Source organism: Geodermatophilus sabuli (assembly GCF_900215145.1).
Lineage (GTDB): Bacteria > Actinomycetota > Actinomycetes > Mycobacteriales > Geodermatophilaceae > Geodermatophilus > Geodermatophilus sabuli.
Map to the genome: position 1 here is coordinate 243,800 of NZ_OBDO01000006.1, position 19,298 is coordinate 263,097.

The 19,298-nt window shown below is 73.4% G+C and carries 15 protein-coding genes; 13 read left to right on the forward strand and 2 right to left on the reverse strand.

The window, feature by feature from the left end; all coding sequences use genetic code 11:
• The first annotated feature begins 50 nt into the window (after positions 1-50).
• From glyA to folP, 9 genes are all read left to right on the forward strand, one after another.
• The gene (gene glyA, locus CRP39_RS15370; RefSeq protein ID WP_097207243.1) at positions 51-1,361 is read left to right on the forward strand and encodes a serine hydroxymethyltransferase; all 1,311 of its coding nucleotides are present in this window, start codon (positions 51-53) and stop codon (positions 1,359-1,361) included.
• The gene (locus CRP39_RS15375) at positions 1,358-2,590 is read left to right on the forward strand and encodes a sarcosine oxidase subunit beta family protein (protein WP_097207244.1); all 1,233 of its coding nucleotides are present in this window, start codon (positions 1,358-1,360) and stop codon (positions 2,588-2,590) included. The genes glyA and CRP39_RS15375 overlap by 4 nt, the downstream gene beginning before the upstream one ends.
• Positions 2,591-2,604: 14 nt before the next feature.
• Positions 2,605-2,880: a sarcosine oxidase subunit delta gene (locus tag CRP39_RS15380; RefSeq protein WP_097207245.1), complete on the forward strand. Its 276-nt coding sequence runs from the start codon at positions 2,605-2,607 to the stop codon at positions 2,878-2,880.
• Positions 2,880-5,750: a 2Fe-2S iron-sulfur cluster-binding protein gene (locus CRP39_RS15385; RefSeq protein ID WP_097207246.1), complete on the forward strand. Its 2,871-nt coding sequence runs from the start codon at positions 2,880-2,882 to the stop codon at positions 5,748-5,750. Before CRP39_RS15380 ends, CRP39_RS15385 begins: the two co-directional genes overlap by 1 nt.
• Complete coding sequence (locus CRP39_RS15390; protein ID WP_097207247.1) at positions 5,743-6,342, forward strand: sarcosine oxidase subunit gamma; 600 nt, start codon at positions 5,743-5,745, stop codon at positions 6,340-6,342. Before CRP39_RS15385 ends, CRP39_RS15390 begins: the two co-directional genes overlap by 8 nt.
• A gap of 93 nt (positions 6,343-6,435) precedes the next feature.
• The gene (locus CRP39_RS15395; RefSeq protein ID WP_097207248.1) at positions 6,436-8,901 is read left to right on the forward strand and encodes a GcvT family protein; all 2,466 of its coding nucleotides are present in this window, start codon (positions 6,436-6,438) and stop codon (positions 8,899-8,901) included.
• Positions 8,902-9,009: 108 nt separating this feature from the next.
• Positions 9,010-9,630 carry a cyclodeaminase/cyclohydrolase family protein gene (locus CRP39_RS15400; RefSeq protein WP_097207249.1) on the forward strand — a complete coding sequence of 207 codons (621 nt, stop codon included), beginning with the start codon at positions 9,010-9,012 and terminating at the stop codon, positions 9,628-9,630.
• Positions 9,627-10,466, forward strand: coding sequence for a bifunctional 5,10-methylenetetrahydrofolate dehydrogenase/5,10-methenyltetrahydrofolate cyclohydrolase (locus CRP39_RS15405; protein WP_097207250.1), 840 nt, complete (start codon positions 9,627-9,629; stop codon positions 10,464-10,466). Before CRP39_RS15400 ends, CRP39_RS15405 begins: the two co-directional genes overlap by 4 nt.
• Before the next feature lie 17 nt (positions 10,467-10,483).
• Positions 10,484-11,356: a dihydropteroate synthase gene (gene folP, locus CRP39_RS15410; protein ID WP_097207251.1), complete on the forward strand. Its 873-nt coding sequence runs from the start codon at positions 10,484-10,486 to the stop codon at positions 11,354-11,356.
• 102 nt (positions 11,357-11,458) lie between these two features.
• On the opposite strand, the gene CRP39_RS15415 is transcribed toward folP, so the two are convergent.
• Positions 11,459-12,184, reverse strand: coding sequence for a GntR family transcriptional regulator (locus tag CRP39_RS15415; protein ID WP_245853899.1), 726 nt, complete (start codon positions 12,182-12,184; stop codon positions 11,459-11,461).
• Between the two features lie 82 nt (positions 12,185-12,266).
• Between CRP39_RS15415 and CRP39_RS15420 the strand changes: the two genes are divergently transcribed.
• Genes CRP39_RS15420 through pabB form a run of 4 tightly spaced genes read left to right on the forward strand, consistent with a single transcriptional unit; the run spans position 12,267 to position 17,738 of the window.
• Complete coding sequence (locus tag CRP39_RS15420) at positions 12,267-13,640, forward strand: L-serine ammonia-lyase (RefSeq protein ID WP_097207253.1); 1,374 nt, start codon at positions 12,267-12,269, stop codon at positions 13,638-13,640.
• Between the two features lie 9 nt (positions 13,641-13,649).
• Positions 13,650-14,498, forward strand: coding sequence for a formyltetrahydrofolate deformylase (gene purU / locus CRP39_RS15425; protein ID WP_097207254.1), 849 nt, complete (start codon positions 13,650-13,652; stop codon positions 14,496-14,498).
• Between the two features lie 19 nt (positions 14,499-14,517).
• Positions 14,518-15,894: a bifunctional folylpolyglutamate synthase/dihydrofolate synthase gene (locus CRP39_RS15430; RefSeq protein WP_097207255.1), complete on the forward strand. Its 1,377-nt coding sequence runs from the start codon at positions 14,518-14,520 to the stop codon at positions 15,892-15,894.
• Positions 15,891-17,738, forward strand: a complete 1,848-nt coding sequence (pabB, locus tag CRP39_RS15435) for an aminodeoxychorismate synthase component I (protein WP_097207256.1) — start codon at positions 15,891-15,893, stop codon at positions 17,736-17,738. Before CRP39_RS15430 ends, pabB begins: the two co-directional genes overlap by 4 nt.
• Before the next feature lie 31 nt (positions 17,739-17,769).
• Here pabB and CRP39_RS15440 read toward each other — a convergent pair whose 3' ends face one another.
• Positions 17,770-19,143, reverse strand: a complete 1,374-nt coding sequence (locus tag CRP39_RS15440) for a threonine/serine exporter family protein (RefSeq protein ID WP_097207257.1) — start codon at positions 19,141-19,143, stop codon at positions 17,770-17,772.
• Positions 19,144-19,298: the final 155 nt, after the last annotated feature.

Here is a 19,298-nt window from a genome sequence, read left to right on the forward strand (position 1 = left end):
GACTGATATACCAGTCCTCGGCTCTATTTCATGACAGAAGGGACTTCGGCATGGTCGTCCAGGTTGAAGCCGTTCCGGACCGTGTGCTCGACCGATCGCTGGAGGACACCGACCCGGAGGTCTTCGCGGCGATCGCCGCCGAGCTGCACCGCCAGCAGTCGACGCTGGAGATGATCGCCAGCGAGAACTGCGCCCCGGTCGCGGTCATGCAGGCCCAGGGCTCGGTCCTGACCAACAAGTACGCGGAGGGGTACCCCGGCCGGCGGTACTACGGCGGCTGCGAGCACGTCGACGTGATCGAGCAGCTCGCCATCGACCGGCTGAAGGCCTTGTTCGGCGCGGAGTACGCCAACGTCCAGCCGCACTCCGGGGCCCAGGCCAACGCCGCGGCGATGTCCGCCCTGCTCGACCCTGGCGACACCATCCTCGGGCTCGACCTGGCCCACGGCGGTCACCTGACCCACGGCATGAAGCTCAACTTCTCCGGCAAGCTCTACGACGTCGCCGCCTACCACGTGGGTCGCGAGGACCACCGGGTCGACATGGCCGAGGTGGAGAAGCTGGCGGTGGAGCGGCGGCCCAAGCTCATCGTGGCCGGCTGGTCGGCCTATCCCCGCCACCTCGACTTCGCCGAGTTCCGCCGGATCGCCGACGAGGTCGGCGCCCTCCTGATGGTGGACATGGCCCACTTCGCCGGGCTCGTCGCCGCCGGGCTGCACCCCTCTCCGGTGCCGCACGCCCACGTGGTCACCTCGACCACCCACAAGACCCTGGGCGGCCCGCGCGGCGGCGTCATCCTGGCCACGGCGGACCTGGCCAAGAAGTTCAACTCGTCGGTCTTCCCCGGCCAGCAGGGCGGGCCGCTCGAGCACGTCATCGCCGCCAAGGCGGTGGCCTTCAAGCTGGCCGGTGAACCGGCCTTCCGCGAGCGCCAGCAGCGCACCCTCGCCGGGGCGCGGATCCTCGCCGACCGGCTGATGGCTCCTGACTCCCGCGCGGCCGGCATCGACGTGATCAGCGGCGGCACGGACGTCCACCTCGTCCTCGTGGACCTGCGCGAGTCGGCGCTCGACGGCCGGCAGGCCGAGGACCGGCTCCACGCCGTCGGCATCACCGTCAACCGCAACGCCGTGCCCTTCGACCCCCGCCCGCCGATGGTCAGCTCCGGGGTGCGCATCGGCACCCCCGCGCTGGCCGCCCGCGGCTTCGGGCTCGACGACTTCGCCGAGGTCTCCGACGTGATCGCCGCCGCGCTCCGGCCCTCGACCGGGGACGAGCAGCTCCCCGGACTCCGCGCGCGGGTCGCCCGGCTCGCCGACCGACACCCGCTCTACCCCGACCTGACGGAGGCCGGCCGATGAGTCCTCGACCCCCCGGCGCCGACCTGCCGGAGCACCCGGACCTCCTCTGGCGCGACGCGGAGCCCAAGCGCGCCTACGACGTGGTGATCGTCGGCGGTGGCGGCCACGGACTGGCCACCGCCCACTACCTCGCCAAGAACCACGGCATCACGAACGTCGCGGTGCTGGAGAAGGGGTGGCTCGCCGGCGGCAACATGGCCCGCAACACCACGATCATCCGGTCCAACTACCTGTGGGACGAGAGCTCGACCATCTACGAGCACGCCCTGAAGCTGTGGGAGGGGCTCGAGGAGGACCTCGACTACCCGATCCTGTTCAGCCAGCGCGGCGTCCTCAACCTCGCCCACACCCTGCAGGACGTCCGCGACAGCGTGCGGCGCGTCGAGGCCAACAAGCTCAACGGCGTCGACGCGGAGTGGGTGGAGCCGGACGAGGTCCGCAAGATCTGCCCGATCGTCAACACGTCGGCCGACATCCGCTACCCGGTCCTGGGAGCGACGTACCAGCCGCGCGCCGGAATCGCCAAGCACGACTACGTGGCCTGGGGTTTCGCTCGCCGGGCCGACGAGGCGGGCATCGACCTCATCCAGGACTGCGAGGTCACGGGGTTCGCCACCGACGGCAACCGGGTCACCGGGGTGCAGACCACCCGCGGCACCATCGCCGCGGGCACGGTCGCCCTCTGCGCGGCCGGCCACACCTCGGTCCTCACCGACATGCTGGGCATCCGCGTGCCGGTGCAGAGCCACCCGCTGCAGGCGCTGGTCTCCGAACTGCTCGAGCCGGTGCACCCCACGGTCGTCATGTCCAACGCGGTGCACGTGTACGTCTCCCAGGCCCACAAGGGCGAGCTGGTGATGGGCGCCGGCGTCGACTCGTACAACGGCTACGGCCAGCGCGGCGCCTTCCACATCATCGAGCGCCAGATGGCCGCCGCCGTCGAGCTCTTCCCGGTGTTCGCGCGGGCGCACCTGCTGCGCACCTGGGGCGGCATCGTCGACACCAGCCCCGACGCCTCACCGATCGTCGGCCGCACGCCCTACGAGAACCTCTACCTCAACTGCGGCTGGGGCACCGGCGGGTTCAAGGCCACACCCGGCATCGGCTGGGCCCTGGCGCACACCATCGCCCACGACGAGCCCCACCCGTCCGTGGCGCCGTTCAGCCTCGACCGCTTCGTCACCGGCGCACTCGTCGACGAGCACGGCGCAGCCGCCGTCGCCCACTGACCCAGGGAGTCCCCGTGCAACTCATCGCATGCCCGTGGTGCGGCCCCCGCGAGGAGGTCGAGTTCTCCTACGGCGGCCAGGCCGGCGTGCCGTACCCGGCCGACCCGGCCGTGCTCTCCGACGAGCAGTGGGCCCACTACGTCTTCTTCCGCGACAACCCCAAGGGCCGCTTCGCCGAGCGCTGGAACCACAGCGCCGGCTGCCGCCGCTGGTTCACCGCGATCCGCGACACCGCCACCTACCGCTTCGAGCGCGTCTCCCGCCTCGATGACCCGAAGCCGGTGACCTGATGAGCAGCCCCTTCCGCACCGCCTCGGGCGGCCGCATCGACCGCACCACCACCATCGAGTTCACCTTCGACGGGCAGACCCTCCCCGGCCACCCCGGCGACACGCTCGCCTCGGCGCTGCTGGCCAACGGCCGGCACCAGGTCGCCACGAGCACCAAGCTGGGGCGGCCCCGCGGGATCGCCGCGGCGTGGGCTGAGGACCCGGGCGGCCTGGTGCAGGTCGAGGAGCCCTTCCCGGAGCCGATGCTGCTGGCCACCACGCTCGAGCTGCACGAAGGGCTGGTCGCCCGCGGCCTGCCGGGACAGGGTCGCCTGGCCGACGTCCCCGACTCCGCCCGCTACGACGCCGTCCACCACCACGTCGACGTGCTCGTCGTGGGGGCCGGCCCCGCGGGTCTGGCCGCCGCCCTCAGCGCCGCGCGGTCCGGCGCCCGCGTCGCGCTGGTGGACGAGCAGTCCGAGGCCGGCGGCTCACTGCTGTCGGGCACCGACCAGCTCGACGGCGTCGCGGCGCCGGCCTGGGTCGCGGCCGCAGTCGCCGAACTGTCCCGCCACCCGGAGGTGCTGCACCTGCAGCGCACCACCGCCTTCGGCAGCTACGACGACGGCTTCGTCCTCGCGCTGGAGCGGCGCACCGACCACCTCGGCGCCGAGGCACCCAAGAACGTCTCTCGCCAGCGGGTGTGGCGCATCCGGGCGCGGTCGATCGTCATCGCCACCGGAGCGCACGAGCGCCCCGTCGTGTTCACCGATAACGACCGCCCGGGCGTCATGCTCGCCGGTGCCGCGCGGACGTTCCTGCACCGCTACGGCGTGCTGCCCGGGCGTGAGGCGGTCGTCTTCACCACCAACGACAGCGCCTACGACGCGGCGCTGGACCTGTCCCGCGCGGGTGTGCGGGTGCAGGCCGTGGTCGACGCCCGGCCGGCCGGCTCGCCGCAGCGCCGGGAGGAGTGCGAGCGCGCCGGCATCCGGGTCCTGTCCGGTGCGGTCGTGACCGGGACCCACGGTGTCGAGCGGGTCACGCACGCGCTCGTCGCGCCGTTCGTCGACGGGGAGGTCGGCGCCGGCAGCGCGATCGCCTGCGACCTGCTGCTGGTCAGCGGCGGCTGGAACCCCGCGGTGCACCTGTTCAGCCAGGCCCGCGGCCGGCTCCGCTACGACGAGACCCTCGGGGCCTTCCTCCCCGGCGAGCAGGTGGAGGGGCTCTCGGTCGCGGGCTCCGCCGCCGGGGTCCTCGACCTGGCCGGGTGCCTGGCCGACGGCCGGCGCGTCGCCCGCGCGGCGCTGTCGCACCTGGCGATCGAGCCGGGCGCGGACGACCGGCTGCCCACGGCCCCCGAGCCCGCCGTCCCGGCCGCCCCGCTGGTGCTGTGGCGGGTGCCGGACACCTCCGGCGCGCACGGCGGCAGCCAGTTCGTCGACCTGCAACGCGACGCCACGGTCGCCGACATCGCCCGTGCGGTCGGCGCCGGCCTGCGCTCCATCGAGCACATCAAGCGGTACACGACCATCGGGACCGCGCACGACCAGGGCAAGACGTCGGGTGTCCTCACCTCCGGCATCACCGCCGAGCTCCTCGGCATCCCGGTGCAGGACACCGGCACCACCACCTTCCGCCCGCCCTACACCCCGGTGGCCTTCGCCGCGCTGGCCGGCCGCGACCGCGGCTCGCTGTTCGACCCCGAGCGGACGACCGCCCTGCACGAGTGGCACGTGGCGGCCGGAGCCGTGTTCGAGGACGTCGGCCAGTGGAAGCGGCCCCGCTACTACCCGGAGCCCGGCGAGGACATGGAGACCGCCGTCCTGCGCGAGTGCGCCGCGGCCCGGACGGGAGTGGGGATCCTCGACGGCTCCACCCTCGGCAAGATCGACGTCCAGGGGCCGGACGCCGCCGTCCTGCTCGACCGGCTCTACACCAACCTGATCAGCAGCCTGAAGGTCGGTTCGGTCCGCTACGGCGTCATGTGCGGCGTCGACGGGATGGTCATCGACGACGGCACCGTGCTGCGCCTGGCCGAGGACCGCTTCCTCGTCCTGACCACCACCGGCGGGGCGGCGAGGATCCTCGACTGGATGGAGGAGTGGGTCCAGACCGAGTGGCCGGAGCTGCGGGTCCACTGCACCTCGGTCACCGAGCAGTGGGTCACCTTCCCCGTCGTCGGCCCCCGCTCCCGGGACGTCATCGGCGCGGTCTTCCCCCAGGTGGACGTCTCCACCGAGGCCTTCCCGTTCATGACCTGGCGGGACACGACCCTCGACGGGGTGCCGGTCCGGCTGGCCCGGATCAGCTTCTCCGGCGAGCTCGCCTTCGAGGTCTACGTCAACCCCTGGTACGCGGTCCCGGTGTGGCAGCGGCTGCTCGAGGCCGGCCGCCCGTACGGCATCACGCCCTACGGCACCGAGACCATGCACGTCCTGCGCGCCGAGAAGGGCTACCCGATCATCGGGCAGGACACCGACGGCACCGTCACCCCGCACGACCTCGGCATGGCCTGGGCCGTCTCCAAGAAGAAGCCCGACTTCGTCGGCAAGCGGTCCTTCGCCCGGCCGGCCAACCAGGACCCGCTGCGCAAGCAGCTGGTCGGGTTGCTGCCGGTGGACCGGCAGACCGTGCTGCCGGAGGGCTCGCAGATCGTCGAGTTCCGCGCCGACGGCCAGCTGCCACCGCCGCCGGTCCCGATGCTCGGCCACGTCACCTCCAGCTACCGCAGCGCCGAGCTCGCGCGCCCGTTCGCCCTCGCCCTGGTCAAGGGCGGCCGGGAGCGCATCGGTGACACCGTCCACGTCCCCGTCCACGGCATCCTCGTCCCGGTCGAGGTCACCGGGCCGGTGCTGGTCGATCCCGAAGGAGCCCGTCGCGATGGCTGAGCTGCTGCGCACCCACCCACTGGAGGCCAGGCACCCGCTCATGGCCTGGACCGCCGCCTTCGCGCGCCTGCCCGCCACCGTCGGCATCACCGCCGAACCGTTCGTGGCGATGGTCGACGTCCGGCTCGGCACCGTCGGCGCCGAGGCGTCGGCGGCGCTGGGCGTCGACCTGCCGACGACCCCCAACACCTGGGTGCCGGCCGGCACGGGCCGGGCCGTGTGGCTCGGCCCGGACGAGTGGTTGCTCACCAGCACCTCCGAGTCGCCCGAGGAACTCGAGGCCCGGGTCCGCGCCGCCGTCCTCCCGCTGGGGGGATCGGCGACCGACGTCTCCGCCCAGCGGATCGGTCTGCGGCTGACCGGTGCGCGGGTGCGCGACGTCCTGGCCACGGGCTGCTCGATCGACCTGCACCCGCGCGTGTTCGGGCGGGGCCGCAGTGCGCAGACGATCCTCGGCCAGGCGGGCATCGTCCTGCTCGGTCTGTCCGACGCCGGGGAGGACTTCGTCGTCCTCGTCCGGTCCTCCTTCGCCGGCTACCTCGCCGACTGGCTGCTGGACGCGGCCCTCGAGTTCACCCCCACCACCAGCTGATGAAGGACCCCTCTGCCCCCCGCCCCTCGCAGGCTCGCGGCGGGACCCTGCAGAGGGGCCGACCGTGATCTTCTAGCAGTCAGGAGCAGAGCAATGTCCACCACCCCTCGTGTGGTCATCATCGGAGCGGGGATCGTCGGGGCCAACCTGGCCGACGAGCTGACCGCCCGCGGCTGGGACCGCGTCACCGTGGTCGACCAGGGACCCCTCCCGCTGACCGGGGGGTCCACCTCGCACGCGCCCGGGCTGGTCTTCCAGACCAACGCCTCCAAGACGATGACGGCGTTCGCCAGCTACACGGTCGAGAAGTTCACCGACATCGACGTGGACGGCGCCTGGTGCTTCAACCAGGTCGGGGGCCTGGAGGTGGCCACCACGCCGGAGCGGCTCACGGACCTGCACCGCAAGCAGGGCTGGGCCACCTCCTGGGGCGTCGAGGCGCAGGTGGTCGACGCGGACGAGTGCGTGCGGCTGCACCCGCTGGTCGACCGCGACCGCGTCCTCGGCGGGCTGCACATCCCGACCGACGGCCTGGCCAAGGCCTCCCGGGCGGTCGTCGCGCTGGCCCGCCGCGCCGAGGCGCGCGGCGCCCGCTTCCAGGGCTCGACCCGGGTGACGGGCATCGAGCAGACCGGCGGCCGGGTGACCGGCGTCCGGACCCCCGACGGGGTCATCCCCGCGGACGTCGTGGTGTCCTGCGCCGGCTTCTGGGGGCAGGAGCTGGGGGCCATGGTCGGCATGGACGTGCCGCTGCTGCCACTGGCCCACCAGTTCGTCTGGACCGGCCAGGTGCCGGAGCTGGTCGGGCGCAACGACGAGCTCACCGAGGCCAGCCTGCCGATCCTCCGGCACCAGGACCAGGACCTCTACTACCGCGAGCGCGGTGACTCCCTGGGCATCGGCTCCTACGCGCACCGGCCGATGCCGGTCGACCTGCGGGAGCTGCCGCAGGGGGACGGAGTCGGGGAGGAGTCGATGCCCTCGATGCTGCCCTTCACCGAGGAGGACTTCGCCGCCCAGTGGGAGCAGAGCCAGCTGCTGCTGCCCTCACTGCGCTCGTCGAAGATCGACACCGGCTTCAACGGTGTCTTCTCCTTCACCCCCGACGGCGGCCCGCTGGTCGGCGAGGCCACCGACGTGAAGGGCTTCTGGATCGCCGAGGCGGTCTGGGTGACCCACTCCGCCGGGGTGGCCCGGGCGGTGGCCCAGCTGCTGGTCGACGGGCGCAGCGAGGTCGACCTGCACGGCTGCGACGTCCACCGCTTCGAGGAGGTCCAGCTCGCGCCGGAGTACGTGAGCGAGACCTCCCAGCAGAACTTCGTCGAGATCTACGACGTGCTGCACCCGCTGCAGCCGCGGCTGTCTCCCCGCGACCTGCGGGTCAGCCCCTTCCACGCCCGGCAGCAGGAGCTGGGCGCGGTCTTCCTCGAGGGGGCCGGCTGGGAGCGGCCGCACTGGTACGAGGCCAACGCCGGCCTGGTGGACGAGCTGCCCGCGGAGTGGGTGCCGCCGGAGCGCGACGCGTGGGCGGGGCAGTTCTGGTCCCCGATCGCGGCGGCCGAGGCGTGGCGGACCCGCACCGCCGTGGCGATGTACGACATGACGCCGCTCAAGCGGCTCGAGGTCAGCGGCCCCGGGGCCCTCGACCTCCTGCAGCGGCTGACGACGGGCGAGATGGACAAGTCGGTCGGGTCGGTGACCTACACGCTGGCCCTCGACGAGGCCGGTGGCATCCGCAGCGACCTGACCGTCGCCCGGCTGGGTGAGCAGCTGTTCCAGGTCGGGGCCAACGGCCCGCTCGACCACGACCACCTGCGGCGCGAGGCGCCGGAGGACGGCAGCGTGCAGATCCGGGACGTCACCGGCGGGACGTGCTGCATCGGCCTGTGGGGCCCGCGGGCCCGCGACCTCGTCCAGCGGCTCAGCGCCGACGACTTCTCCAACGGCGGGCTGAAGTACTTCCGCGCCAAGCGGGCCCGGATCGGGGGAGTGCCGGTGACAGCGATGCGGCTGTCCTACGTCGGCGAGCTGGGGTGGGAGATCTACACCAGTGCCGACAACGGTCAGCGGCTGTGGGACGTGCTCTGGCGCGCCGGCCAGGACCTCGGTGTGATCGCCGCGGGCCGCGCGGCCTTCAGCAGCCTGCGGCTGGAGAAGGGCTACCGCGCCTGGGGGCACGACATGACCACCGAGCACAACCCCTACGAGGCCGGTCTCGGCTTCGCCGTCCGCAAGCAGAAGGACGGCTTCGTGGGCAGTCGGGCCGTCGCCGCGCTCGGCGACGCCGGGATCAGCCGCCGGCTGTCCTGCCTGACGATCGACGACGGCCGCAGCGTCGTCCTCGGCCACGAGCCGGTCTTCGTCGACGGCCGTCCGGCCGGCTACGTGACCAGCGCCGCCTTCGGGCACACCGTCGGCCGGCCGATCGCCTACGCGTGGCTGCCGGCCTCGGCGACCGTCGGCACGGCGGTCGAGATCGAGTACTTCGGCCAACGCATCCGGGCGACCGTCGCCGCCGAGCCGCTCGTCGACCCCGAGATGACCCGGATCCGGGGCTGAGGGAGGTCCCCTGGCCGGGCCCCGCCACTCGCCCGCTCGCGGCGGGGCCCGGCCAGGGGGCCGCCTGCCTCCCCGTCCATCCCCCGACACCGCCCCCGGAGGAGCGCCATGCGCACCGACACCATCGAGACCTTCCTGAAGCAGCTCGCCGCCAGGGTCCCCGCGCCGGGAGGTGGGGCGACCGCTGCACTGCACGCCGCGCAGGCCGCCGCCCTGGTGGCGATGGTCGCCCGCTACAGCGACTCCGCGAAGTACGCCGACCACGCCGAGGAGATCACCACCATCACGCACACCGCGGACCGGCTGCGCGAGAACGCGTTGGGCCTGGCCGAGGAGGACGCCGCGGCCTTCACCGCGGTGACCGTGGCCTACCGGCTCCCGAAGGGGACCGCGGACGAGGCCGCCGCCCGGTCCGAGGTCATCGCCAGGGCCCTGGTCGGCGCGGCGCACGTGCCGGCGATCGTCGTCGCCGTCGCCGAGCAGGTGCTGTGCCTGGCCGAGCAGCTCCTCCCGATCGGCAACCGCACCGTGGTCAGCGACGTCGCCGCGGCCGCCGAGGCGGCCCGGGCCGCGGCCACGACGGCCCGGGTCAACGTGGAGGTCAACCTCGGCGGCATCCCGGACCCGGCGATCCGGGGCGAGCTCGCCGCGGTCGTGGACACCGTCGACGACCTCGTCCTGCGGGCGGAGAAGGTCACCGCCGCCGTCCGGGACGGGCTGGTCCGATGACCGCGACGCTGGGCGGGACCGAGCTGGCCGCCGGCATCCGCGCCGAGGTCGCCACCGCGGCCGCGGAGCTGGCCGCGGCCGGGACGCCGCCCCGGCTGGCCGTCGTCGTGGCGACGGCGGACGAGTCCAGTGCCTGGTACGTCCGCTCGATCGCCCGTGCCGCGGAGAGGACCGGCATCGCCTGCTCGGTCGTCGACCTCGGGGAGTCGGCGCCGCCGGACCGGATCCGCGCCGAGCTGGACGCCCTCAGCGCGGACCCGGCGGTGCACGGCATCATCCTGCAGACCCCGCTCCCGGCCGGTGCCGTCGTCGAGGACCTCGCCGCGTCGATCGACCCGGCCAAGGACGTCGACGGCGCCAACCCGCTCAGCCTGGGACGGCTGGCCGCGGGCCTGCCCGCCTTCGCGCCGGCGACGGCCGAGGCCGTGCTCGCGCTCCTGGACCACCACGGGGTCCCGCTGTCCGGGGCGCACGCCGTCGTGGTCGGGCGCTCCACCGTCGTGGGCAAGCCCGCGGCGCACCTGTTGCTGCAGCGGGACGCCACCGTGACCGTCTGCCACAGCCGCACCAAGGACCTGGCCGCGGTCACCCGGACCGCGGACGTGCTCGTCGCCGCTGTCGGACGTCCGGAGCTGATCACGGCCGAGCACGTCGCCGAGGACGCGGTCGTCATCGACGTCGGGACCAACCCGACGCCCGACGGAGGCCTGGTCGGGGACGTCGAGGCCGGCTCGGTCACCGGGCGGGTGGCCGCCCTGACGCCGGTCCCGGGCGGGGTCGGCCCGGTCACCACGGCGCTCCTGTTGCGGCACACGGTCGCCTCCTCGCGCGGCTGAGCGGACGGAGCACCCTGATGACCGGCACGGCCGTGGTGGACCGCGCGACCGCGGGCACCGGCCCCTCGACGCACCCCCTCAGCCGGGTCCTCCGCGCGGGACGGCCCCTGGTCTGCGGCATCCTCAACGTCACCCCCGACTCCTTCTCCGACGGCGGGCTGTTCGACAGCCTCGACCGGGCCGTGCGGCACGGGTGCGCCCTGGCTGCCGAGGGGGCCGACCTCATCGACATCGGCGGGGAGTCCACCCGACCCGGCGCACGCCCGCCGACCCTCACGGAGGAACTGGACCGCGTCGTCCCGGTGGTCGAGGCCTTGGCCGGTCAGGCCACCGTGCCGCTGTCCGTGGACACCTCGCGTCCTGAGGTCATGCGCGCCGCCGTGGCCGCCGGGGCCAGCATGGTCAACGACGTGCGCGCACTGCAGCGGCCGGGCGCCCTGGCGGCCGTGGCGGAGCTCGGTGTCCCGGTCTGCCTCATGCACATGCAGCGCGCGCCGGAGACCATGCAGGAGGACCCGCGTTACCAGGACGTCGTCGCCGAGGTGCGTGCCTTCCTCGCCGAGCGCGTCGTCGCCTGCCTCGATGCCGGCGTCCGCCCGGAGAACCTGGTGATCGACCCAGGCTTCGGGTTCGGCAAGACGCTGGAGCACAACGTCGCCCTCCTCGCGTCGCTCGACGCCTTCACCCGACTGGGGTTCCCGGTCATGGTGGGCCTGTCCCGCAAGTCCGTGGTCGGCCAGCTGACCGGACGGACCGTGGGGGACCGGCTGCCCGGGTCGCTGGCCGCGGCGCTCGTCGCGGTCCAGCGGGGGGCGTCCGTGCTCCGCGTGCACGACGTCGCCGCCACGCGGGACGTCCTGACGGTCCTGGCCGCCGTCGGCACCGCCTGAACAAGGACCCCTCTGCCCCCACCACTCGCAAGCTCGCGGCGGGACCCTGCAGAGGGGCCGACGGGCGGTGACGGTGTTCCCCGCGGGGCAGGGGTTCCTCCCTCAGATCACCGCGCGGATCGCCCGCTCGAAGCCCAGGACGTGCTCACGGGCGAGGTCGTCGGCACGGTCGGCGTCGCCGGCCGCGATCGCTCGGAGCAACTCCACGTGCTCGCCGACGTGCGCGTCCACCGTGGGCAGGCGGTCCAGGAACAGGCAGAAGATCCGCGTGGCCAGGTTGTCGTAGCGGATGAGGACGTCCTCGAGGTGCGGGTTGCCGGCCGCCCGGTAGATGGTCCGGTGCACGGAGAGGTCCCAGCGCATCAACTCCGCCCGGTCGATCCGGGTGACGTCCAGGTCCTCGATGCGGGTGGCCAGCTCCTCGAGCTCGGCGTACCCCATCCGGGCGGCCCGCTCCGCGGCGCGACGGGCGGCCAGCGGCTCGAGCTGGGCGCGGATCTCGGAGATGTGCGCCAGATCGGAGATGTCCATCCCGGTCGCGAACGTGCCCCGCCGCGGGTACGACACGACCAGTCGGTCGACCTCCAGTCGCTTCAACGCCTCGCGGACCGGGGTGCGGCCCACTCCGAGGTCCTGCGCGAGCGCGTCGTCATCGATCGGATCGCCGGGACGGATGGTCAGCATGATCAGCCGGTCCCGGATCGCCGCATAGGCCTTGTCCGCGAGGGACCTGGCAGCCGACGGGTCGAGATCCAACGGTGCGACGGTCACCAGCAGATCGTAGAGGTTGAGGGCCACCGGGGCTTGCCCCTTGAGAGGGATCGACATACGGTTACTGTACATCTGATATACCAACTGTGTACCTCGGTCGCAGGTGGTGCCTGACACAACCGCGGAGAGAGAGGCACGGATGACCATCAGCGCCTTCGACCTGTTCAAGGTGGGGATCGGTCCGTCCAGCTCGCACACCGTCGGCCCCATGCGGGCCGCGTGCGCCTTCGTCTCGCGTCTCGCGGAGGAGGGCCTCCTCGGGCGGGTGGCCGGCGTGCGCTGCGAGCTGTTCGGATCACTCGGCGCGACGGGGCACGGCCACGGCAGCGTCAAGGCCGTCGTCCTCGGGCTGGAGGGTGAGCAGCCCGACCTCGTCGACCCCCTGGCGGCCGAGCCGCGGGTCGAGACCATCCGCCGCGAGGGGAAGCTCCGCCTGGCCGGTGACCACCCCATCGCGTTCTCGGTGGACGACGACGTCGTGCTGCACCGGCGCAAGCGGCTGGAGTTCCACAGCAACGGCATGCTCTTCCTCGCCGTCGACGCCGACGGGGCGCAGCTGCGCCGGCGGGAGTACTACTCGGTCGGCGGTGGCTTCGTCCTCGACCAGGACCAGACCGGCGCCCCGGTGGTCGTCGAGGACAGCACGCCGGTGCGCTACCCCTTCCGCACCGGTGAGGAGTTGCTGGCGCGCACCCGGGAGACGGGACTGCGCATCAGTGACGTGATGTTGGCCAACGAGCTCTCGTGGCGCAGCGAGGCCGAGGTCCGCACCGGACTGCTGCACGTCTGGTCGGTGATGCAGGAGTGCGTGGAGCGCGGCACGCGGACGACCGGAGTCCTCCCCGGTGGGCTCAGGGTCCGGCGGCGCGCGGCCGCGCTGCGCGCCCAGCTGGAGGAGCACCCGGACGAGGGTGACGCGCTGCGCGCCATGGAGTGGGTCACCCTCTACGCCCTGGCCGTCAACGAGGAGAACGCCGCCGGCGGGCGGGTGGTGACCGCGCCGACCAACGGCGCCGCCGGCATCGTGCCGGCCGTCCTGCACTACTACCGCGACTTCCTCGACTCCTACAGCGACGACGGGGTGGTGCGGTTCCTGCTCACCGCTGCGGCGATCGGGCTGCTGTTCAAGGAGAACGCCTCCATCTCCGGGGCCGAGGTGGGCTGCCAGGGGGAGGTCGGCTCGGCCTGCTCCATGGCCGCCGCCGGCCTCGCCGAGGTCATCGGGGGGACTCCGGAGCAGGTGGAGAACGCCGCCGAGATCGGCATCGAGCACAACCTCGGCCTCACCTGTGACCCCGTCGGGGGCCTGGTGCAGATCCCCTGCATCGAGCGCAACGCCGTCGGCTCGGTCAAGGCCATCACCGCTGCCCGCATGGCCGTCCGCGGTGACGGCCGGCACCACGTCCCGCTGGACAAGGCCATCAAGACGATGCGCGAGACCGGTGCGGACATGAAGGACAAGTACAAGGAGACCGCCCGCGGCGGGCTGGCGCTCAACATCGTCGAGTGCTGAGGAGGCACCGTGTCCCACCCCTTCACCCTCACGCTGAGCTGCCAGGAGCGTCCGGGCATCGTCCACGCGGTCAGCTCGTTCCTGTTCGAGCACGGCTGCGACATCGTCGAGCACCAGCAGTTCGACGACGCCGTCCGCGGCCAGCTGTTCCTGCGGACCGCGTTCGTCTGCTCGCAGGACACCGACGCCGACCACCTGTCGACGGAGTTCCGTGCGGTGGCCGACGCGTTCGGCATGGCCTACCAGATGACCGGGGGCCAGCCGCCGCGAGTCGTGGTCATGGTGTCCAAGCTCGGCCACTGCCTCAACGACCTCATCTTCCGCTGGCGGGCCGGCAGCCTCGGCGCCGAGCTCGTCGCCGTGGTCTCCAACCACGAGGACCTGCGTCCGATGGCCGAGGCGGCCGGGCTGCCGTTCCACCACCTGCCCGTCACCCCGGCCACCAAGCGACGGGCCGAGGAGCGGCTGTTGGAGCTGGTCGACGAGCACCGGGGGGACCTGGTCGTGCTGGCCCGGTACATGCAGGTGCTCTCCGACGAGGCCTGCGCAGCCCTGCACGGCCGGGCGATCAACATCCACCACTCCTTCCTGCCGGGCTTCAAGGGCGCCAAGCCCTACCACCAGGCCTTCGACCGCGGGGTGAAGCTCGTCGGCGCGACCGCGCACTACGTGACGCCCGACCTGGACGAGGGCCCGATCATCGAGCAGGAGGTGATCCGCATCGACCACACCTTCGACCCCCGAGCGCTGGCCACCGTCGGTCAGGACGCAGAGGCGCTCGCGCTCTCCCGGGCCGTGCGCTGGCACAGCGAGCGTCGGGTGCTGCTCAACGGCCACAGCACGGTCGTCTTCCGGTGAACCGGCCTCTGGAGGTCTGATGCCGACCCGGACCGCGGTCCGGCCGCCGCCGACCACCGCACCCTCGTCCCGGGCCGCGCTCGACCGCGTCCGCCGGTACCTGTCCGAGGAGCTCGGACCGCAACGGGGACCGGCGGGCGCAGGGCTCGCCCGCGCCCAGGCCCTCGTCGGCGAGCTGGGGCATCCGCAGGACCGCTTCCGCGCCGTGCACGTGGCCGGCACGGCCGGGAAGGGCTCGGTGAGCACCGTCGTCGCGAGCCTGCTGCGGGCGCACGGGTTCCGGGTCGGGGTCCACCTCTCACCGCACGTCTACTCCCTCCTCGAGCGGTTCCAGGTGGACGGCGGGCCGGCGCCGGCCGAGCTCGTCGACGCAGCGCTGGTCCGGATCCGGCCGGCAGTCGAGGCCGTGGAGCGGGCCGGACACGGTCGGCCGTCGTTCTTCGAGGTCACCAACGCCATCGCCTTCAGCCTGTTCGCCGACCGCGTCGACTACGGGGTCGTCGAGACGGGGGTCGGAGGACTGCTCGACTCCACGAACACGATCTCCCGGGCGGACAAGCTCGCGGTCATCACGCCGATCGGTCTGGACCACCAGGACCTGCTCGGCACCTCGCTGCGCGAGATCGCGGCGCAGAAGTCCGGCATCCTCCCGCCCGGCGGTCGTGCGGTCGCCGCTCGCCAACCCAGTGCGGACGTGGAGGAGGTGCTGAGCGCGGAGGCCACTCGCCGGGGCTGCGCTCTGCGGTGGGTCGATCAAGGTCCCCCGGTGGTGGGGGCCCGGGTCGGGCCGTGGGGTACCGAGCTGCGCCTCCGGGGCCGTCCGCCCCTGACCCTCGGCCTGACCGGGCGGCACCAGGCCGGCAACGCCCATCTCGCGCTGCGTGCCGTCGGGTCGATGGCTGCCCGGGACGGCTGGGCCCTCGATGCGGATGCCGTTCGACTGGGGCTGCGGAGCGCCACGCTCCCCGGCCGGTTCGAACGCCGAGTCATCGGCGGCCGGCCGGCGGTCCTCGACGGAGCGCACAACCCGCTGAAGCTCGCAGCGCTGGTCGCGACCCTGCAGGAGGTCCATCCCGGCGCCCGGTTCCCGTGGGTGCTCGCCTTCAAGCAGGACAAGGACCTCCGGGCCGCCGTGCGGGTCATCGCCCCCACCGCGTCCGTGGTCGTCGCCACGCAGTTCGCCACCGAGGACGGCGACCACCCCGCCGGCACGTCGGTGCCCGCCGAGCAGATCGCCGAGGCGGCGGGGGAGTGCGGGGTCGAGGCCGTGGTGGCGGAGGACCCGGCGTGCGCGGTGACCCGTGCCGCAGACAGGGCCGACCCCCGGCTGCCGGTCGTGGTCAGCGGCTCGTTCCACCTGCTCGCCGCGGTGGGTCCCCGAACGACGGCACGGTGAGCTCCGGCAGCCGGCCAGGGGCGCCGTGGGCACGGTTCGACGACCTGCGCGCGGGGACCGCGGTCCGCTGCCCGCCGCCACGCCGCGTGCTGGTCGCCGAGCGGCCCGAGGAGGTCCTCGACGTCCTGACCGAGGTGGAGCGGGCCACCGACGCCGGGCAGTGGGCCTTCGGATACCTCGCCTACGAGGCCGCCGCCGGTCTGGACCCGCAGCTCGCCGTGCACGGGTCCACGCCCATGGGCATGCCACTGGTGTGGTTCGGGCTCTGCGACGAGCCGGTTCCCGTGCCCACGCTGGAGGCCGCCGTGCCGGCCGGCGCACGCCCGGCAGGGACAGCTCGGTGGCGACCGACGTGGACCCCGGCCGGGCACGCCCGCGGCGTCCGGCAGGTCCAGGAGCGGATCGCCGCCGGGGACACGTTCCAGTGCAACCTGACCGTGCGGGTGTCCGGACACGTGGTGGGGGATCCCTTCCTCCTGTACCAGGACCTGGCGCTGAGCCAGCGCGGGGCCCACAACGCCTACCTGGACCTCGGCCGGTTCGCCGTGGCCAGTGCCAGCCCCGAGCTGTTCTTCGAACGCCGCGGGGACCACGTGCTGCTCCGCCCCATGAAGGGGACGGCGCGGCGGGGACGACACCGGGACGAGGACCGGCGCGCGGCCGAGCAGCTGCGCTCCAGCGCCAAGGAGCGGGCAGAGAACGTCATGATCGTCGACCTCATGCGCAGCGACATCGGCCGGGTCGCGGAGATCGGCAGCGTCGACGTGCCGGCGCTGTTCACCGTCGAGCACTACGAGACGGTCCTCCAGCTGACCTCCGACGTCACGGCCCGCCTCCGCCCCGGAACGGGGCTGGTGGAGCTGTTCGGTGCCCTGTTCCCCTGCGGTTCGGTCACGGGGGCACCCAAGTCGAGTTCGATGGAGATCATCCGGTCCGTCGAACCCGAGCCCCGTGGCGTCTACTGCGGAGCCATCGGCCTCGTGGGGCCGCCCGACGCGCCGGTGCGCGCCCGCTTCACCGTGGCCATCCGCACGGCCGTGGTCGACAGCACCACGGGGGAGGCCGTGTACGGCACCGGGGGCGGCATCACCTGGAGCTCCGAGGCGGCGGCCGAACACGACGAGGTGCTCGCCAAGGCGGCCGTCCTCCGTGCCCGGCCCCGCGAGTTCGAGCTGATGGAGACGATGCGGTTCGAGCCCCGGCGGGGCCTGCGCAACGGCGATCGGCATCTCCAGCGCCTGGCGGACTCCGCCGAGCACCTGGGGTTCCGGTTCGACCTGCCGGCGGCGCGCCGTCTCCTCGAGGCCAGGCTGGCAGGGGAGCCGGCGGCGCGCGTCCGGTTACGGCTCGGCCGCAGCGGGACACTCGCCATCGACGTGGCAGCACCACCCGGGATCCCGGCGGCCCCGGTGCTGCTCGCGGTCGACGACGAGCCGGTCGACCCGGGGGAGTCCTGGCTCTACCACAAGACGAGCATGCGGGAGCCGTACGACCGGCGACGCGAGCGGCGCCCTGATGTCGACGACGTGATCATGGTCAACGTGAGAGGGGAGCTCACCGAGGTCACCCGGGCCACGCTCGCGGTGCGGATCGGCGGGCGGTGGTGGACACCCCCGCTGGGGTCCGGGTGCCTCCCGGGCGTCGAGCGCGCGCGTCTGCTCGAGACGGGCCGCCTGGCGGAGCGGGTGCTGCACGTGGCCGATCTCGGGCGGGCGGAGGGCGTGGCGGTGCTCAGTTCCCTGCGGGGCTGGCGTGCCGCACGGCTGAGCCCCGTTCGTCGTGGCGCGGCGCCACGCCCTGGCCCCGTGGGTCCGGTGCGGACGTCCTCCCAGGTCGTGGGCTGAGGTCCGTGCCGCAGCGTGGCCGATGAGCAGCTCAGTCGGTGGTCATGGCCCGCCTGCGGACCCTCTCGTCGAACCGGTCCCGCTCACCGCTGACCGGCCTGCCGAGGTACTCACCCAGCGTGACGCCGGCGGCAAGTGCGAGACCGACGGCCGAGGCCCCGACGAGGGCAGCGAGTCCGCCGTCGATGTCGGCGTCGACGACGATCCGGAACAGGCCGTGGTAGATCGCCAGCCCGGGCAGCAGCGGGACGATGCCGCAGACGGCGACGAGCTGCGGTGGGACCCGCAGCCGCTGGGTCAACACCTCACCGCAGAACCCGATGACGACGGCCGCGACCCCGCTGGCCAGCGGAGCGCCGGCACCCACTGCGCTGAGCGCCCAGAACGTCGTCCAGGCCAGCGCTCCGGCGATCGCGGCGAGGCCGACGGCGCGCGGCCGGGCATGGCTGGCCAGGGCCCAGAACCCGGCGATCCCGGCGGATGCGGCCAGGGCGACGGGAAAGGGCACCGGGGAGGGCGACGTGACGACGGTCAGCGGGAGTCGGGCGCGCTGGGCCAGGTCCAGCACGCCGGCGATGCCCACGACGATGCCGGCGGTCAGCGTCACGACCTCGAAGGCCCGCGCCCCGGCGGTCACCGGGAACCCGCTGATCGCGTCCTGGGCCGCGGTGACCAGGGACAGGCCGGCGAGGAGCACGACGATGCCGGCGGCGACGACCAGGGAGGTCCGGACGTCGACGTCCCAGGCGAGCAGGAGGACGGCGACCCCGGTCGCGAGCGCGGCCCCCACCACCTGCTGGAAGAAGACCGGCAGGCTCCGCCGGTTGAGCACGCGCAGCACCTGCTCGATCAGGGCGGTGGTCAGGGCGGCGATGAGGGCCTCCCGCCACCCACCGCCGAGGACGATCCCGAAACACCCGGCCACGCCGGCCCAGGCCAGCGCATTCACCGTCCGGCGGTACGTGGCGGGCGCCGCGACCACACGGTCCAGTCGGCGGTGTCCCTCCTCGACGTCGAGGTCACCCGCGCCGATCGCACGGGCGAGATCGGTGATCCCCTGCAGGCGGGTGTAGTCGGTCCGGCTCATCCGGACGATCCGCATCGCGGTGAGCGGTACCGCGTCCTCCCGGTCGAAGCTCACCGTGAGGGAGGTGAAGGTGATGTCGACCTGGCAGCTGGTCAACCCATAGGCCGCGGCGACCCGCAGCACCGTCGCGGTCACGTCGGCAGAGGGAGCTCCGACGGCGAGCATGGACGCGCCGATGCGCAGGGCCAGGCCCAGCGCGGCGTGCGCGGTGAGGTCGTCCATCCGGCTGGACTGGGCCCGCAGGCCGATCGGCGCGGTCGGCGGGCTGTTCCCTGCGACCGCACGCCAGGCCCGCTCCGGGAGACGCAGGTACGGCATACGGGGATTGGGAGGCCAGGCGGGCACGCAGTCAGGTTATGGCTCCATGAAACTGCTGGCCGACCGTCACGCGACCACTCGTCCCGCGGCCTCCGCACCAGGGCCTCGCGTACCCGGATGCCGTGACTGAGCACCGTCCCGGCGGCGTCATCGGC

Excerpts from the sequence above, each read along its gene's own strand:
- CRP39_RS15405 (WP_097207250.1), top strand. The coding sequence starts at position 9,627 with ATGACCGCGACGCTGGGCGGGACCGAGCTGGCCGCCGGCATCCGCGCC.
- CRP39_RS15390 (WP_097207247.1), top strand. The coding sequence starts at position 5,743 with ATGGCTGAGCTGCTGCGCACCCACCCACTGGAGGCCAGGCACCCGCTC.
- CRP39_RS15430 (WP_097207255.1), top strand. The coding sequence starts at position 14,518 with ATGCCGACCCGGACCGCGGTCCGGCCGCCGCCGACCACCGCACCCTCG.
- CRP39_RS15420 (WP_097207253.1), top strand. The coding sequence starts at position 12,267 with ATGACCATCAGCGCCTTCGACCTGTTCAAGGTGGGGATCGGTCCGTCC.
- glyA (WP_097207243.1), top strand. The coding sequence starts at position 51 with ATGGTCGTCCAGGTTGAAGCCGTTCCGGACCGTGTGCTCGACCGATCG.
- CRP39_RS15440 (WP_097207257.1), bottom strand. The coding sequence starts at position 19,143 with ATGCCGTACCTGCGTCTCCCGGAGCGGGCCTGGCGTGCGGTCGCAGGG.
- CRP39_RS15385 (WP_097207246.1), top strand. The coding sequence starts at position 2,880 with ATGAGCAGCCCCTTCCGCACCGCCTCGGGCGGCCGCATCGACCGCACC.
- folP (WP_097207251.1), top strand. The coding sequence starts at position 10,484 with ATGACCGGCACGGCCGTGGTGGACCGCGCGACCGCGGGCACCGGCCCC.
- CRP39_RS15415 (WP_245853899.1), bottom strand. The coding sequence starts at position 12,184 with ATGTCGATCCCTCTCAAGGGGCAAGCCCCGGTGGCCCTCAACCTCTAC.
- CRP39_RS15375 (WP_097207244.1), top strand. The coding sequence starts at position 1,358 with ATGAGTCCTCGACCCCCCGGCGCCGACCTGCCGGAGCACCCGGACCTC.
- CRP39_RS15395 (WP_097207248.1), top strand. The coding sequence starts at position 6,436 with ATGTCCACCACCCCTCGTGTGGTCATCATCGGAGCGGGGATCGTCGGG.
- CRP39_RS15400 (WP_097207249.1), top strand. The coding sequence starts at position 9,010 with ATGCGCACCGACACCATCGAGACCTTCCTGAAGCAGCTCGCCGCCAGG.